This is a genomic window from Mesorhizobium newzealandense, assembly GCF_042682145.1.
Taxonomy (GTDB): Bacteria; Pseudomonadota; Alphaproteobacteria; order Rhizobiales; family Rhizobiaceae; genus Mesorhizobium; species Mesorhizobium newzealandense.
On the sequence record NZ_JBHUGZ010000012.1, the window covers coordinates 453,128 to 468,383 of the forward strand.

Annotated in this window: 13 protein-coding genes and 2 pseudogenes; 5 read left to right on the forward strand and 10 right to left on the reverse strand. The window is 60.5% G+C overall.

Going from position 1 to position 15,256, the window contains the following annotated elements; genetic code table 11:
- Positions 1 to 379: 379 nt before the first annotated feature.
- The 7 genes from ACFSOZ_RS18695 to queC all read right to left on the reverse strand — a co-directional run bounded on the left by ACFSOZ_RS18695 (position 380) and on the right by queC (position 6,525).
- Positions 380 to 1,513, reverse strand: coding sequence for a M24 family metallopeptidase (locus tag ACFSOZ_RS18695; RefSeq protein WP_379018098.1), 1,134 nt, complete (start codon positions 1,511 to 1,513; stop codon positions 380 to 382).
- 27 nt (positions 1,514 to 1,540) lie between these two features.
- Positions 1,541 to 2,086, reverse strand: coding sequence for a hypothetical protein (locus ACFSOZ_RS18700; protein ID WP_379100375.1), 546 nt, complete (start codon positions 2,084 to 2,086; stop codon positions 1,541 to 1,543).
- A gap of 51 nt (positions 2,087 to 2,137) precedes the next feature.
- Positions 2,138 to 3,631, reverse strand: coding sequence for an efflux transporter outer membrane subunit (locus tag ACFSOZ_RS18705; protein WP_379100377.1), 1,494 nt, complete (start codon positions 3,629 to 3,631; stop codon positions 2,138 to 2,140).
- Between the two features lie 511 nt (positions 3,632 to 4,142).
- Positions 4,143 to 4,265 (reverse strand): hypothetical protein, encoded by a 123-nt coding sequence (locus tag ACFSOZ_RS18710; RefSeq protein WP_280952838.1) that lies wholly within the window; start codon positions 4,263 to 4,265, stop codon positions 4,143 to 4,145.
- A 480-nt stretch (positions 4,266 to 4,745) separates the two neighbouring features.
- Positions 4,746 to 5,483, reverse strand: a complete 738-nt coding sequence (queE, locus tag ACFSOZ_RS18715; protein WP_379100379.1) for a 7-carboxy-7-deazaguanine synthase QueE — start codon at positions 5,481 to 5,483, stop codon at positions 4,746 to 4,748.
- Entirely contained in the window at positions 5,471 to 5,827 is a 357-nt protein-coding gene (queD, locus tag ACFSOZ_RS18720; RefSeq protein ID WP_379100381.1) for a 6-carboxytetrahydropterin synthase QueD, read from the reverse strand. Before queD ends, queE begins: the two co-directional genes overlap by 13 nt.
- Positions 5,827 to 6,525, reverse strand: a complete 699-nt coding sequence (queC, locus tag ACFSOZ_RS18725; RefSeq protein ID WP_095090499.1) for a 7-cyano-7-deazaguanine synthase QueC — start codon at positions 6,523 to 6,525, stop codon at positions 5,827 to 5,829. The genes queD and queC overlap by 1 nt, the downstream gene beginning before the upstream one ends.
- 848 nt (positions 6,526 to 7,373) lie before the next feature.
- On the opposite strand from queC, the gene ACFSOZ_RS18730 reads away from it, so the two are divergent.
- Positions 7,374 to 7,625: a DUF6074 family protein gene (locus ACFSOZ_RS18730; RefSeq protein WP_379100383.1), complete on the forward strand. Its 252-nt coding sequence runs from the start codon at positions 7,374 to 7,376 to the stop codon at positions 7,623 to 7,625.
- Between the two features lie 705 nt (positions 7,626 to 8,330).
- Here the strand turns inward: ACFSOZ_RS18730 and ACFSOZ_RS18735 are convergent.
- The 3 genes and pseudogenes from ACFSOZ_RS18735 to ACFSOZ_RS18745 form a co-directional block, all read right to left on the reverse strand.
- The gene (locus ACFSOZ_RS18735) at positions 8,331 to 9,305 is read right to left on the reverse strand and encodes a hypothetical protein (protein WP_379100385.1); all 975 of its coding nucleotides are present in this window, start codon (positions 9,303 to 9,305) and stop codon (positions 8,331 to 8,333) included.
- A 639-nt stretch (positions 9,306 to 9,944) separates the two neighbouring features.
- Positions 9,945 to 10,432 (reverse strand): annotated as a pseudogene (locus ACFSOZ_RS18740) (4-phosphopantoate--beta-alanine ligase); the annotation flags it as partial.
- Positions 10,429 to 10,713: pseudogene (locus ACFSOZ_RS18745) on the reverse strand (3-methyl-2-oxobutanoate hydroxymethyltransferase); the annotation flags it as partial. The pseudogenes ACFSOZ_RS18745 and ACFSOZ_RS18740, both read right to left, overlap by 4 nt.
- Before the next feature lie 79 nt (positions 10,714 to 10,792).
- Between ACFSOZ_RS18745 and ACFSOZ_RS18750 the strand changes: the two are divergent.
- From ACFSOZ_RS18750 to nadC, 4 genes are all read left to right on the forward strand, one after another.
- Positions 10,793 to 11,755 (forward strand): NUDIX hydrolase, encoded by a 963-nt coding sequence (locus tag ACFSOZ_RS18750; RefSeq protein WP_379100386.1) that lies wholly within the window; start codon positions 10,793 to 10,795, stop codon positions 11,753 to 11,755.
- A gap of 64 nt (positions 11,756 to 11,819) precedes the next feature.
- Positions 11,820 to 12,794 (forward strand): quinolinate synthase NadA, encoded by a 975-nt coding sequence (gene nadA / locus ACFSOZ_RS18755; RefSeq protein WP_379100388.1) that lies wholly within the window; start codon positions 11,820 to 11,822, stop codon positions 12,792 to 12,794.
- Positions 12,791 to 14,335: an L-aspartate oxidase gene (locus ACFSOZ_RS18760; protein WP_379100390.1), complete on the forward strand. Its 1,545-nt coding sequence runs from the start codon at positions 12,791 to 12,793 to the stop codon at positions 14,333 to 14,335. Before nadA ends, ACFSOZ_RS18760 begins: the two co-directional genes overlap by 4 nt.
- Positions 14,332 to 15,186, forward strand: a complete 855-nt coding sequence (nadC, locus tag ACFSOZ_RS18765) for a carboxylating nicotinate-nucleotide diphosphorylase (protein WP_379100392.1) — start codon at positions 14,332 to 14,334, stop codon at positions 15,184 to 15,186. Before ACFSOZ_RS18760 ends, nadC begins: the two co-directional genes overlap by 4 nt.
- The last annotated feature ends 70 nt before the right edge of the window (positions 15,187 to 15,256 follow it).

Consider the following 15,256-nt stretch of genomic DNA (forward strand, 5'->3'; position numbering starts at 1 on the left):
GGCGGGTTCGACCACCGCGTTACGACATAGCCCAAGTGCGCACCTGCCGCGCAATCGTTGCACTGGCCACACCGCCCGGACGGCTACGTCGGATGCGCAGTCGGTGCCGGTGCGGACTTCAGAATGAACAGCGAGGCGATCCTGCGATCGACCGGGTGCGGCCTTGACCTCAGACGCATCGCCCGATGGCTACAAGTCTCAAACCTCGCCGCCGTTCAATGCCTTGACGGTTGGGGCAAGGCGAGCATCAGCAATACTGTGGATGGGGTTGGCGGCTTGCCCGTTGACAAGTTGAACATAACCACGCTGCGCCCAGTGTCGTGCTTGCAGCGAACCCATCAGGTGACATTTGTCGCCGTCCGGCTGACAACGGGTCCGCTCAGACAAGAGTCATCGAGTCCAGGTCAGATGGGAAATCGGTCAGCTTCCGATAGCCGTCCGCAGTGATCAGAACGGTATCGGAATGGCGGTAGCCACCTTGGCCGTGCCAGTAGATGCCCGGTTCGACACTGATCAACATGTTCTCCTGCAGGATGTCGTCGCTCCCCTCGGCAAGCCACGGTCCTTCGTGTCCGGCCATGCCGATACCGTGACCGGTCCGGTGCAGTAGATTTCCGCCGAATCCTTCAGAACGCAGGAACGACTTGACCTTATGATCGACTTCGTGGCCGCTGACACCGGGCCGAAGCATGTCATAGGCGATGTTGCGGGCGGCGAGCATCGTCGCGAAGACCGCGGCTTGATCGCCCGAGGTGCGGTGCAGGAAGAAGGTGCGCTCGGTCTCCGCCGAATAGCCGTTCACCCGAAGAAACGACAAGCCGACATTGGGACCTTCGCCGAATATGTCCGTCGGTTCGGGAAAGCGATGCGGCTGGGCGCTGAAGGGTGCAGCCCAGACACCGAGCCAGATCGAGCTGGTGTGCTGGTCGAATTTTCCCTCGCCCTCGACGATGGCATTGCGAAGCTCCGGGATGCGGTCATACCCGCCTTGGATGGAGGTGCCGATACGCGCTGCATCCATCACCATCCGCAGGCCGAGGTCACAAAAGCGCGCGGCCCGTTCGATCCGACTGATCTCGTAGGGCGACTTGACCAGTCGCAAGCGCTCCACCAGTGGCTCCACCATCGGGAAAAAGTGCTCGAGTGCTTGCATGAGTTCGGCAGGCATGGACGGCTCCACTGCGATCACATCATGCTCCCCGATCACCTGGGCAAGCGCGTCGAGAAATGTTTCGCCTTTGGGCGCCGGGTACTCGGTGTATTCCAAGATGCGATGCTGCAGCGGGATCGCCGCGACGTTCTCGGCCTCCAGCCGCGGTGTCACAAAGACGAGATCGCCCTCGGGGCGTACGACGAGGAAAAACGGGCGCTCGAATGGCTGATAGCGGAAGCCGGTCAGATAAAAGATGCTGTCTGTAGAGGTTATCAGCGCAGCATCCAGCTCCTTGTGCTCGATCAAGCGTCTTATTTTATTAAGCCGCAGTTCGTATTCGTCCAGTATTCCTGTCTCCATGACAAGCCGTCTCCTTGTTGTTCCAGGTTAATCGGCCCCGCCGAACACGACATCGAAATTCATCGAACTCGCGGCAGCACATTTCGAAAAAGCCGAGGCACTAAGTCGTTGCACACTCACGAACGGAGTGAAGTGAGCACAGTTGGCGCGGTTACGACCTGCGGCTGTCGCCGATGAACGCCAGTCCCTGTCGATCTTGAGGCGATCCATGTCAGAGACGCGGAGGCTGGCCAGCTGTTGACGTCCCGCCTTGCCGAACAAGTCAACCGGCGGCACGGTCTGCTCCGGGTAACGGTCGAACGCTGCGATCCCGTCTTCATCATAGTGCACAACCGGACGTGAACAGCAGTTGGCGGACATGGAAACGTTCCCTTGCGGCATGATGTGGTGGAAGCGCGCCACCTGCTGAACTGCACCGAAACCGCGTCGTCGCGGATAATTGCCGGGCGGCGGTGACTGCGACCGCGTTGGAAGGTCGATCGCAGGATCCAGGACGGCCGGCGCGTCGATGCGCTTTTCGTAGAAGCGCCGGACCAAATCCGATGCAAGGTCGACGATGTGGGAAGATCTCATTGCCTCGAGACCCTGCGAAACGGAACATGTGAAGTTCGGCTTGCGCGTTTGTCATTGGGTTGCCTTCGACGCCGGCTGTGGCCTGGTTTTGGCGTCGACGCCCTCCGGCTTGGCGCTGTCGATGGCCCCGTCCCAGCCACCGCCGAGCGCCTTGTTGAGCGCGATGTAGTCGGTGGCGATCGAGACGCGACTTTGCAGGAGAGTGTCCTCGGCCGTATCGAGCGAGCGCTGCGCGTCCAGCACTTCGAGCAGGCTCGCCGCACCGGACTGGTAGAGTATCCGCACCAGGCGTGCGGCGTCGCGGGCCGATTTCGCCGACGAGGAAAGCTTGCCGTTCCTGATGCGCTCCTGTGTCAGCGAGACGCTGGCGTTTTCCACATCTTGGAGCGCCGTCAGCACGGATGCCTTGTAGGCGATGAAATGTTGGTCGCGCTCGGCCTTGGCGACGTCGACGGCGGCCTGCAGCTTTCCGGCGTTGAACAGCGGCACGCTGAGCTTCGGCCCAAAAGAGAAGCCGATGGTGGAGTTCTTGCCGAGGTCGCCAAGCTCGAGGGCCGACGTGTCGATATTTCCAGTCAGGCTGACGCTTGGATAGCGCGCTGCCTCGGCCTGGCCGATCCTGGCGGTGTACTGAGCATATTGCCGCTCCGCCATGCGTATGTCGGGGCGGGCGAGCAGGATGTCGGCGGGAATGCCGGTCGGCACCGGCAGGTGTGGTGCCGGGATGGGCGCGCCGCGCTTCAGCCTGTCGTTCAGCGCGTCCGGCGACCGTCCGGTGACCACGGCAAGACGGTGCACCGTCTCCGCATAGCTAGCCTCCAGCGTCGGCACCTCGGCCTCCGTGCTGCTTGCCTGTGCCTTGGCTTTTGCCACGTCGGCCGCTGTCACCAGGCCGGCCTTGGCCCTTGTGCGGGTGATGGCGACGGTCTGCTCTTGGGAGGCGACTGAGCGGCGCGCGAGTTGAATGCGCGCCTGATAGCCGCGCGCCTGAGCGTAGTTGGCGGCGACATCGCCGATCAGGGTCAGCAGCCTGGAGCGTAGTTCTTCCTCGGCGGCGTCCAGTCCATAGCGGGCCGCCTCGACGCTCCGGTGGTTGGCGCCGAACAGATCCAGCTCCCATGTGGCGTCGAAACCGGACCGGAACGCGCCAGAGGAATCGCCGCCAGATCCCGACGTGATCGCGGCAGTCGTGCCGCGGTTGGCCGATAGGGAGCCGTCGGCGGACGGGAACAAGGTCGCTGCGCTCTGGCGATAACTCGCGTGAGCCTCGCGTATCTTGGCTCTGGCGGAGGCGACCTCGAGATTGCCGGCAACCGCTTCCTCGACAAGCGCGTTCAGCTCGGGGTCGCGCAGCCGCTGCCACCATTTCGACAATTGAGCCGGTAAGGCGGTCTTTGTTGGGTTTTGGCCGCTCCAGTGTGCCGGCGTGGGCAAAATTGGCGTCCGATAATCCGGGCCGACGATACATCCCGCCAGCAGGACAACGGTGGAAATAGGCACGATGAGCCGCCCCGCGGCAATCGAGCCGCGTTCGAAACCTTGCATATAAAAAGCCCTTATTGCTCATTGACTGTCGCTGGCGTCTTGCCCGTGTTCCTGTCTGGCCGCCTTGCCATTGAAAAGTTGCGCCGCACCCGAACAGCGGCACACTGCGATCTCGCCCACCCTGACAGGTGATAATCACATGGTGGGTTTTGTCTTTCCTTATTGGGTTCTTCCAATCAAAATAATGCCGCTGGAAGACAGAAGATGTGACGGTCCTGTGACCATCATCAGCTCGGCAATTGGTCCTTCCTCCGGCGGGCGCGACCTGTCTCATGCCACCTCCTTCTTTGGTTTTCGTCGAGCAATTCAAACTCGGCATCGTCGACAGGGCACTTCCTGGGGCCGTGCGATGAAAGCCCGCAAGAAGCGCGCCAGCTGCAGGAGGCGTCGACGGATCGCACCCGTTCAAATAATCGCACGCGTTCAAATAATTGTGTTGCGTCAGCCTTTTGGTTGGGCGAAGGGCCGTCTCGAGTTCTGTCAATTGCGGATGGCGAGACAATTGCGGCGCTCACGCCATCAGGCGCCGACCAACATGCAGTCTTTCCAGGTTCGATAGCAGAATGTTTTCGACGGCGGCGCTGCGTTCATGCTTGCGGTCATGAGCATGGTGGCGTTCGGTGACATTGAACATTGCCATGGCCGCCCCCTTTTTGCTGAACTTGACTTACACAACCCTCAACAGCCGCAATCCTTAAGGAGCCTCAAAGCAAATGGGCACCGCTGCCGCGTCAGCCTCCATACGTCCGAGGCGCAGCCGCAAGCCTTGAGCGCCCCTGTGGTGGGGTTCCACTGTTAGACGCCTTCGCTCGGCCGCGGCTGGACAGGGTCCAAATGGACGTCCATTTTGCCGTCGGTCTCGATGCAGACACCTCCCTCCAAAACGGAGACTTCTTCGCATGATCCGCCCAGGCTGGGCAGGACGGAATCGGGTGAGCGCTTACCGACCAACAAGGCCGACACTCGTCGATATCGCCAGCAATCCGAATCGGGAAAGGTCATCGTTGCGGCGTGGTCAGCCCTTGGCGCTGATACCAGAAACAACAGCGCCGTCAAATGTGGGCCAACGCGAACCTAAGACCCGCAGGCGCAGTTCCAGTGAAAGGCGGGCAGGCTAGACGCCTCTCTTGTTACCCCAGAGCATAACGTGCAACTGCGGCAGCACGCGGGCTTCGAACCACCTGTCGCGGGTCACGCTTTCAACCAACCACTCCATGCGTTTCGTTATTCCGTCAAGGTCGACAGCGGAGTCTGCATTTCCGGGGCGCGGCGGCGTGTGATTGCCGGGTTGCAGATAGATCGGCAATCGTGGAAATCTCGCGGCGGCGTCCTTCGCGTAGGCGTAGTCGCTTTCGTCGAACACAACGAGCTTGAGCACGACTTGCGGCTTCTCGTTTGCCGCCTGGACGCATGCCTCGACAGCGGCCCAATCGGTCGCCATTTCGCTTGACGGCGGCTTTGGGCTCAGAACCAGCACGTCAAGCTCGGCAAACCAGTCCCTGACCACCGACCCTTGGGTTTCCAGCGCAAAACGGTATCCTTCCCTATGGCCCCGTTCGATAAGCGCACCGAGCGGCTGGATGGCCGGATTGCCGCCCGACAGCGACACCATAACCGGGCGGCCACCGGAAAGCCCAACCACGCTTTGCCAGACCGCGTCAACGGACATCATTTCCCATTCATGGCGGTATTGATTGTCCACCGCATGCAGGCTGTCGCACCAGGAACAGCGATAGTCACACCCGCCGGTTCTGACGAAGACCGTAGGCAAACCGATGAGCACGCCTTCGCCCTGGATCGTTGGCCCGAAAATCTCACTGACGCGGATTGCGGGATGCGTCATGGCCGCCATTCCGCCCATGTTTTCGGTGTTTCGCTCACCCGCACGGCCGAAGTTTCCGGCATGCGTGCCTTGCACCATTCATAAAAATGTCTTGCCAGGTATTCCGCCGTGACTTGCTCATGTCCCAGCACATCGTTGAGATGTCGGTGGTCGAAACTCTGGTCGATATAGCGTTTGAGCGGTGCCAAATCGTGATAGTCGCGTACGAACCCGTGCTCGTTCAGTTCCTTCGCCGAAAGCTCTACTTCGACGATGTAATTATGTCCGTGCAGGCGCGCGCACTGGTGGTCGGAAGGCAAGGAGGTCAGCTGATGCGAGGCTGAGAAGTGGAATTCCTTGGTGATGCGGAACATTACACGTTCCTCCTATGCAGCGCCTCGAGCCAGAAGTCGGCATCCTCGTAGTTGGTAGGGTCAGGGTGCTGCGCGAGATGGAACGCTTCGCGTCGCTCGACGCAGGTCCCGCACCGCCCGCAGTGACGCTCACCGCCCTTGTAGCAAGACCAGGTCTCCGCAAATTGCGTGCCGTATCGTGCTCCATCCTCAACGATGTCCGCCTTGGTGAGATTCACGTAAGGCGCATGAAGGCGAATGTTCGCGTAGCCGTCGAGGGCGCGGTCTTGCATCATCTGGAAGGCATCAATGAAGGCCGGACGGCAATCTGGATAGATGAAATGATCCCCTCCATGCACGGCCGTCGCCACCGCTTCGGCCCCCTGCGCGGCCGCGAATCCAAAGGCGGTAGCTAACATGATGGCGTTCCGGTTCGGCACCACCGTGACCTTCATCCTGTCTTCGGCGTAGTGCCCGTCCGGCACGTCCACACTATCGGTTAGGGCGGAGCCGGAAAGGCCGCGGCCGATTTCGCGGATATCGATGATCCGATGCAGCACGTTTAGTCGCTCCGCGCAAAGGGCGGCGAAGCCCAATTCCTTCCTGTGCCGTTGGCCATAATCGAAAGATAGCAGGCTGGCGAGTTGGTGCTCCGCTGCCACCTTGTGAGCAAGCGAAACGGAATCCAATCCGCCGGAGCAGATGACGAGAGTCTTCATCGTTGGGTTCCTTGTTTTGACCGGGTAGGCTGCGACCGGAGTTTTATGTGGGTCCCCAGTACTCCAGGGATTCCATTTTGTGAATGAGGCGACGAGTTGCATGCGCCGACGTGTCGCTGTGCGCCATCGGGCGGAGCTGAACCTGCAAGAAGGCGCGGACCGTTTTTTGATCAAACGGCCGACCTCGCGCCATCTCTGCGGCTACTGGCAGGGCAAAGGCCGCCACTTTATCTGAGGAGTCGATTGAGACTTTTCAGCGCCTACAGCTTGCGTTCGAGAGCATCGACTCTATCGGTGAAAATTTGCCCTCAATGCGGCCAAGAGATCCATCTATTGAAGTCTGAAGGTCGGCAAACCGCCGCCGAAATTGATCGTGAGTTCGAGATCATCGCGCAGCTCAGATTGCCGACGTTTTCGGCAATGAGCGGCACCTTCATAGACTTCTCCAACAAAACAGGGACGCGTGATACAATTGGGAGATTTCCTCCCGACCGGCGCTCCCAACAAATTTAATTGAACGGCTCGATTTCGGCCGGATCGGCCTCGTCCACCGACTGGCCCAGCTTACCGCGGCAGCCAGGATGGAATATGGCGGTTCACCTGGGTTCTGATCAAGTCCAAGAGCCTGCTCGCCGATAGCGCTTCCTGTCCTATTCCCTGCTGCTCATCATCACTGATGGACTTCCTGGACGGAAGTCGAACTCGCGAAAGCCGCCGCATCCATCGCGGGGACACCCAACCAAGCCCTGGTCAATTTATTGCAGGGCCCCCCATAAAAGAAAGCGCTGTTAACCAAATTTTTCAACGCGCCAATTCTTATTCGCCAAACTGAAGGGGTGAGGTGATCGATGTGTGATTCAAACATAAGCGTGTTCCCGCTGCATCGTCGGCGGAAATTGGTCGAAGGGATCGCCCGGGTCTTGGAATCCAAAAACGGGAAGGATGCGAATGCGTTCTGGCGCAGCACCGTCACGACAATTCTCGTTCAACTGTCCGAATCGGGAATTGCACCCAGGCTCGCCGAACAAGAGGTTCGAACGCTTCTTCATGCCGTCATAAGCGATATAGCGACCCGGAATGCTGCGAAGTTTGCCCAATAGAACGCCAACAGAGTCATCGGTCGCCACCCCCCTTTGGATAGACGTGGTGAGAGCATGGAAGAGGCCGCCCCTATAGGAACGATCGATGCTTCAAACTCGTTGGAGATCGGAATTTGAACGCATCGACAGTCGGGGCGAATAACAGAACTCTATGCGGGCCATTGTGGATCTCGCCGGATACATCCGCCCGACGCTTGCGGCCTGGATGAATAGCAAGGGCTAGGAGAAGGGTGTTCTGGAGCATAATCCCCTAACCGGCTTTACAAGCAAATCGGCAAACCTCTTCATCCCGTGTCCATTGAGTTCGTCCAGGCGAGCAGCGAGGATCTAACGCGATTTCCTCGCAGTAGCGCCCTCGGATGCGCGGCGCCGTGCTGCGCCGCTGTCAATTCCCATGATGCGAAGTTTTCCGCTGAGATGAAAGATTGCTTCCGTAACGGACCAGGCTGACCAAACGCACGCTCGAAGTAAAGCACTCGAGCCATGTCGATCTGACAACTGCGGGAGGCCTATTGGGCCGTGTTGCCGAAAGCGCGGCACGGCAACCGATTCGCACACGCGATCGAGAGGCGTTTGCCTGTCGCCAGGCGGCGCCTCTGGCGACAGCTCGAAACCGACCTGCACAAAACGCTTTGGGCCAATCATCCGGAGATGGCGCCATTGCCCTTATCTCAGTTGGGAAGGTTGTTTCGGGAATTTTCGAAATCAGCGAATGACCGGCTCGCCATGGAAGCGTCGCCGCGAGGGCGGGGACACGCCGAAACCGACTTCCATCATCAAGCGTGGCCTACGCGCCGGCACAGTGCCCATATGGAAGCCGAACGGATCCTCGACGAAACCGAGACCGGCTTCGCCGGTCAGTGTAATGGGGCTCTGCTGGCCGTAGACGTCCAGAACCTCTTGGGCCGGATGGTCGACGAGAAGCGTCAGCTGGTGCTTGAAGGTCCGGCGGTTATGGCTGCCGCGGACATAGACGTGCGGGCCGGTGCCTTCGTCGACTGGCACCAGATAGAAGAAGAACTTCAGCATCCGCCAGTCATCGAGATCGAAGTGGTATTTGCCGAGCGAAGCGAGGTTCTTGTCGGCGTCGGAGGCCTGTTCGGTGGGGAAGCTCCACCAGACGCGCGTGGTAATCAGTTTCGCCTGGCCTCCGAGATAGTGCGCAGCGACATCCATGAGCAGCGGATCGCTCTGTATGGCGAGTGCGGCCTTACAACCGAGAATGCGCTCGAAATAGTGGCCGCTGAGCAACGGACGGCCGAGCCGGGCCTCAGCTTCCGCATGCTCCATCGGCATGAATTCGAGACGGCGATCGAAATTGCCAAAGCAAGGCGTGCACCGGGCGAAGGCGGCGATCTCCTGGTGGATAAATGGCGGCAGGACGAGCCCGGAAAAGAGCCCCTGCGACCGCAGCGCGTTGACGACATCCTGTCGATTGACACCCATGAACATCGTGTCCAGGGCTTTCTGTGACTCTTGAACAGGCTTTGCACCACGCCAGTGCATTCTGCGCGCCGGCATGGTGCGGGCGAGTACGAACATCGGCAGCCATGCAGGGTTCTCGCGAATATCCGACAAATAAGTCGGAATGCGCACGGCAATGCGATGCAGCATGCTGCCGTTTCGCGCGACGGCCTCAAGGCTTGCAGGGCTGGATTTGTCAGGGCTTGTACAGGTCATCAGGATCCTCATGCACTTTCAACGAAGCGAGGTTCTCACCGCTTCGTCATTATTATCCAAACCCCGCTTCCCGCACCGAAAGGACGCTGACCACGCGTCAAGTTCTTGTGCAATGCACAAAAACCTCGCGCCGTATTAGCTGCATTCAGATCGTGGCGTTTCGAATAAGCCAGCTATCAGGCAAACGGCCGCGGAGGGGAACCCGAGCGGCACGCAAACCACGTGCCCTGCAATATTCTATCTAACCGCGTCCCCTTCCCCGCCGCCTGACCCAGAGAATTTGCCGGTCTCTAACCGAAACGACAGCCCATCTGACAATAAATGTCCACGCGACAACCATTGGTAGCGGCGCTTCATGCCTAGCGAGGACGACAGTGTCGGGTTTACGACGCAGGTCGGAGACCAGACATAGATGGGGTGGCTCACCACGTTGTAACTGAAAGCTCTAGTCCTTTGGCACGACTAGTGAGGCGGACGATCCGCAAACGTTGCACGGAACCGATGGCAATGGAGAGGTGAGCGTCATCCAGATACTTGCGTTTACGGCCCACGGAGTCGCAGCCGCGCAGGCGCTGGCGGTGCGAAAGTGTTGATGCCGTCGATCTGCGTGAGGCATTGGCATCCACCGCAGCCGGCTTCGACTTTCCGCCTGACAAGCTGAAGCTGCTGGAAATCTTTTTCGCCGAAAATGGCGACATCAGCGCCGGTCTGCAGGAAGTGCTTGGAAACGACAGTCGCCACCCCATCGAAATGACCTGGCCGGAACGCGCCGCACAGACCTTCGCCGATGCGGGAGACTGAAACGGTCGTGGTAAAGCCTGCCGGATACATCTCCGCTACGCCCGGCACATAGAGCAGATGCGCGCCCAGAGACGCGAGCTTTGCAGCATCTTCCTTTTCCGTCCGGGGATAGACGGCAAGGTCGGCAGCACTGTTGAACTGCTTCGATTGACGAACAGCGTCACGACAACCCGATCGGCCCTGTGAAGCGCCGCACGCACGAGGCTCAGATGCCCTTCGTGCAACGCCCCCATGGTCGGCACCACTGCGATGGTGGCGCCAGAACGGCGCCATTCCGTGGCGATGGAGCGAAGTTCGGCAATGGTATGGACAACCGGCACGTTTATGCCACATCTCCGTCCTTCGCCTGGTCGTAAACATGTTCGGCCGCCGGAAAGCGCCCTTCCCGAACATCAGCCGCGTATCTGGCAATGGCAGCTTCTGCCGCTGAAGCAAGTTCGCCGTAGCGCTTGACGAATTTCGGGCGAAAACCGGTGAACATGCTCAACATGTCGTCGACCACCAAGATCTGCCCGTCGCAGGCGGCCGAGGCGCCGATTCCAATCGTTGGAATTGCGATTTCCGCTGTGATCCGGCTGGCGAGCGCCTCGGGCACCTTTTCGAGCACGAATCAGTTATCGTAGAAAACCAATTTAAATCGGTTCAGCCGCCTTCTTGGCAGGGCTCTGCCAACCAGTTCAGGGATCATGGAGCACCAGGCAAAGGTAACCAGGAAAGGCAGAGCTGCAGGCAGGGCCAATGCCGTCAAAGCGGACCTTATCGCCGTGGTCGTCGCCGTGAAAAGCAGCGACCCTTACGTTCTCACCATCGGGCAGGCAAACGCATTGCCGTCGGGTCCGTTCGAGCAGGATCACCGCTCCCTGCAGTCGGGTCTCAGAGGATGGGTGGAACAACAGACCGGCCAGCCGCTGGGCTATATCGAACAGCTTTACACCTTCGCCGATCGCGATCGGGTCGGCGCTGAGGAGCGTGTAATCTCGATCAGCTACCTCGCACTGACGCGAGACGAAGATCCGGCTGCCTCGGCCAAACGCTGCTGGGCAAGTTGGTACGACTATTTTCCGTGGGAGGATCATCGCTCCGGCACGCCGGCGGTTGTGCTGGAAAAATTGCGACCGCGATTGAGGGAATGGGCGGACAGCGCTGACGATACCGCCGTGCGGCTCGATCGTCGGCGGCGTGCGGCGGTCACCTTCGGCTTCGACGACCGAGCATGGAACGAAGAGCTCGTATTGCAGCGCTATGAGCTTCTCTACGAGGCAGCGCTGGTGGAGGAAGCGACCCGCAGCGGGGATTCAGCCGCGCCCACTCCCGTGCCGGGCACATCCATGGTCGCCGATCACCGCCGCATCCTGGCAACGGCTATTGCGCGGCTGCGCTCAAAGATCAAATACCGACCCGTCGTGTTCGAACTGATGCCGCCGCTCTTCACACTTCTGCAGTTGCAGCGAACCGTGGAGGCGCTCTCAGGCAGGCTCATTAACAAGCCGAACTTTCGCCGGCTTATAGAGCAGCAGGATCTGGTTGAGAAGACCGGCGAGGCGACCGCCGAAACCGGCGGCCGGCCGGCGCAACTCTACCGCTTCCGCCACGCCATTATCGACGAGAGGCCTGGGGCGGGGACAAAATTGCCGCTCGCGCGGGCTTGACATTGCTTATAGTCACAACGAATATAAAGGTCTTATAATCATGTAGATTATAATTGGAGGCTCGATGAGCACCATCCTGCCTTCGGCCGCATCCCTGTACGACCGCGTTCGGCGCGTTATTCCTCCGATCGAATGGCCGAGCTTTTCGGACGACATCGAGGCAATTCTGGCGCTGAAGCGGGAGCGCAACGCCGTCATCCTGGCGCATAATTATCAGACGCCGGAGATCTTCCACTGCGTGGCCGACATCGTCGGCGACAGTCTGGCGCTTGCCCGTAAGGCAATGTCGACCGAAGCCGACGTCATCGTGCTTGCCGGCGTGCATTTCATGGCTGAAACGGCGAAGCTGCTCAATCCGCAAAAGACGGTACTCATTCCCGATTTGCGAGCAGGCTGTTCACTGGCCGACTCGATCACCGCCGAGGACATTCGCCTGCTGCGGCAGCGCTATCCGGGTGTGCCGGTTGTCACCTATGTCAACACCTCGGCTGACGTGAAAGCAGAGTCCGATATCTGCTGCACGTCCGGCAACGCAAAGGCCGTCGTCGAGTCCCTCGGGGTTCCCAAGGTGATCATGCTGCCGGACGAATATCTGGCCCAGAACATTGCCGCTCAGACAAAGGTGCAGATCACCGCCTGGAAGGGTCATTGCGAAGTGCACGAGCGCTTCACGCCAGCCGACATCCGTCAGTTGCGCGAAAGCCATCCCGGCGTGATGGTGCTCGCGCATCCCGAATGCCCGCCCGACGTTGTAGCCGAAGCCGATTTTTCTGGCTCGACAGCCGCCATGTCCGACTATGTCGAAAGGCAAAAGCCGCCACGCGTCGTGCTGATGACGGAATGCTCGATGAGCGACAATGTCGCGCTCCAGCATCCCGAGATCGAATTCATCCGGCCCTGCAATCTATGCCCGCACATGAAGCGCATCACGCTCGCCAACATCCGCTCTGCGCTCGAGCAGAACCGGCATGAGGTGATGATTGAACCCGACATTGCAGCACGAGCACGGCTAGCGGTAGAGCGGATGCTCGCCATATGAGCGAGGAGGTCCGCAGTTTCCTTGGCCGCCCGATTATCATAGGCGGCGGTATTGCCGGGCTTTTGACTGCGCTTCATCTGGCGCCAGAACCGGTGCTTATTCTGTCCAGGACGCCGCTTGGATCTGAGGCATCAAGCGCATGGGCACAGGGCGGGCTGGCTGCCAGCCTTGGCGTGGACGACGATCCTGCGCTGCATGTCGCCGACACGCTCGCCGCCGGCGATGGCCTGTGCGACGCAGAAATCGCAACCCGCATCCTTCATGCGGCTCCTAACGCGATCAAGACCCTGGCGACCCTTGGGGTTCGCTTCGATCGGACGCCTGAAGGAGCCCTGCGCCTGGGATTGGAGGCCGCGCACGGCCGCCGGCGCATCGTCCATGCCGGCGGCGATGGCAGCGGACAGGAAATCATGCGTGTGCTGGTCGAAGCTGTGCGTTCTACTTCATCGATCGTGGTCGTCGAGGGTGTAGAGGCGCGGCGGCTGGCGGTGGAGGACAATACGGTCCGAGGTGTCTGGGCAAGCTGTTCGATGAGTCCTGTGTTCTTCGGTACAGGACGGGTCGTCCTCGCCACGGGTGGGATTGGCGGACTGTTCCTCGACAGCACCAACCCTTTGGGCAGTTGCGGACAGGGCCTGGCGCTTGCGGCGCGCGCCGGTGCTGTGGTTGCCGACCTGGAATTCATCCAGTTCCACCCGACCGCGCTTGATGGGCCGGCGCGCCCGATGACGCTGATCAGTGAAGCGGTTCGCGGTGAAGGCGCGATGATCATCGACGAGACGGGCCGACGCTTCCTCGACAGCTTGCCGGGCGCGGAACTCGCGCCGCGCGATGTGGTGGCGCGCGCCATCTGGACGCATCTTTCGAACGGCCACCGCGTCTTTCTCGATGGACGAGAAAAGCCCGGCCCGACATTTGCGCGGCAATTTCCGACAATCGCATCAGCCTGCCGGGGCGCGGGCATCGATCCCGTGCGCGACCTCATCCCGATACGGCCGGCCCAGCACTATCACATGGGCGGCGTCGCGGTGGATCGGGATGGACGTACCTCGGTTGCCGGACTATGGGCGTGCGGCGAAGTCGCCTCCACTGGACTGCATGGCGCCAATCGGCTTGCCAGCAACTCGCTGACCGAGGCGATCGTATGCGCGCGCTGGGTCGCCGAAAGCGTGGCGGGATCTCCGATCGGCATCAGAACACGCTCGACGGCACGGGAAATTCCGGCTCCCGATCCACTCTCGTTGCGCCCTCTCCTGTCACGCAGCCTTGGCGTGAAACGAGATGGCGAGGTCTTGCGCGAGGCCGTGAGCACATTACTTCCGCTGGCCAAACGCCAAGGTGCAGCGTCCGATCCTGCGATAGCGGGACTGATGATCGCGGTTGCCGCCTTGCTGCGAGAAGAAAGCCGCGGCGCTCACTACCGGATCGACTGTCCAGATTGTGCGGTTGCCGCCCGCCGCTCCAGGCTCACGCTCGATGAAGCCTTAGCGACAGCTGAGGAACTCGCATCTTCGTCTACGCTTGAAGAGACCGAGCAATGAACCTCTCGCCGCTGCCCCCAGTCATGCTCGAGCCTCTGGTACGGACTGCTCTGCTCGAAGACCTCGGCAGGGCCGGTGACGTATCCACGGACGCCATTGTGACACCCTACCACTATACAAGGACCGTGCTTGTGGGGCGTCAGCACGGGATTGTCGCGGGGCTCGATCTAGCCATGCTCGCCTTCCGCCTGATCAGCCCCGATGTTGAAATCTCGGTGGAGCGGCCAGACGGCAGTGGTGTCGTGGAAGGCCAGGTCATCGCATCGGTGAGCGGCCCGGCCCGGGCCATACTCACAGCGGAACGGACGGCGCTGAATTTTCTCTGTCACTTGAGCGGCGTCGCCACGGCGACGGCATCCGTCGTCGCGGCGGTCCGCGGGCACGGCGCGAAGATCGTCTGCACGCGCAAGACGACGCCCGGTTTACGAGCCGTCGAAAAATATGCCGTGCGCGCCGGTGGCGGCGCCAATCACCGCTTTGGCCTCGACGACGCGATTCTGATCAAGGACAACCACATCGCCATCGCCGGCGGGATCCGTGCGGCCATCAAGCGCGCGCGAGCAAGTGCAGGTCATCTCGTCAAGATCGAAGTCGAGGTCGATACGCTGACCCAGTTGGAAGAGGCCTTGACGCTCGCCCCCGACGCCGTTCTGCTTGACAACATGTCGGTTGACCAATTGCGAGAGGCAGTGCTGATGGTCGCCGGCCGGGCGATCACCGAGGCGTCCGGCAGGATCACCGCCGCGTCAGCGCCGGCCATCGCGGCCACCGGTGTCGACCTGATTTCTATCGGCTGGTTGACTCACAGCGCGCCGATCCTCGATATCGGCCTTGACTGTCGGGCGCCCTGACGACTCACGAGCAAACATATGGGTCAATCGGGCATTCGAACCCCAGGAATCGTAAGACGAAGATAGCGCA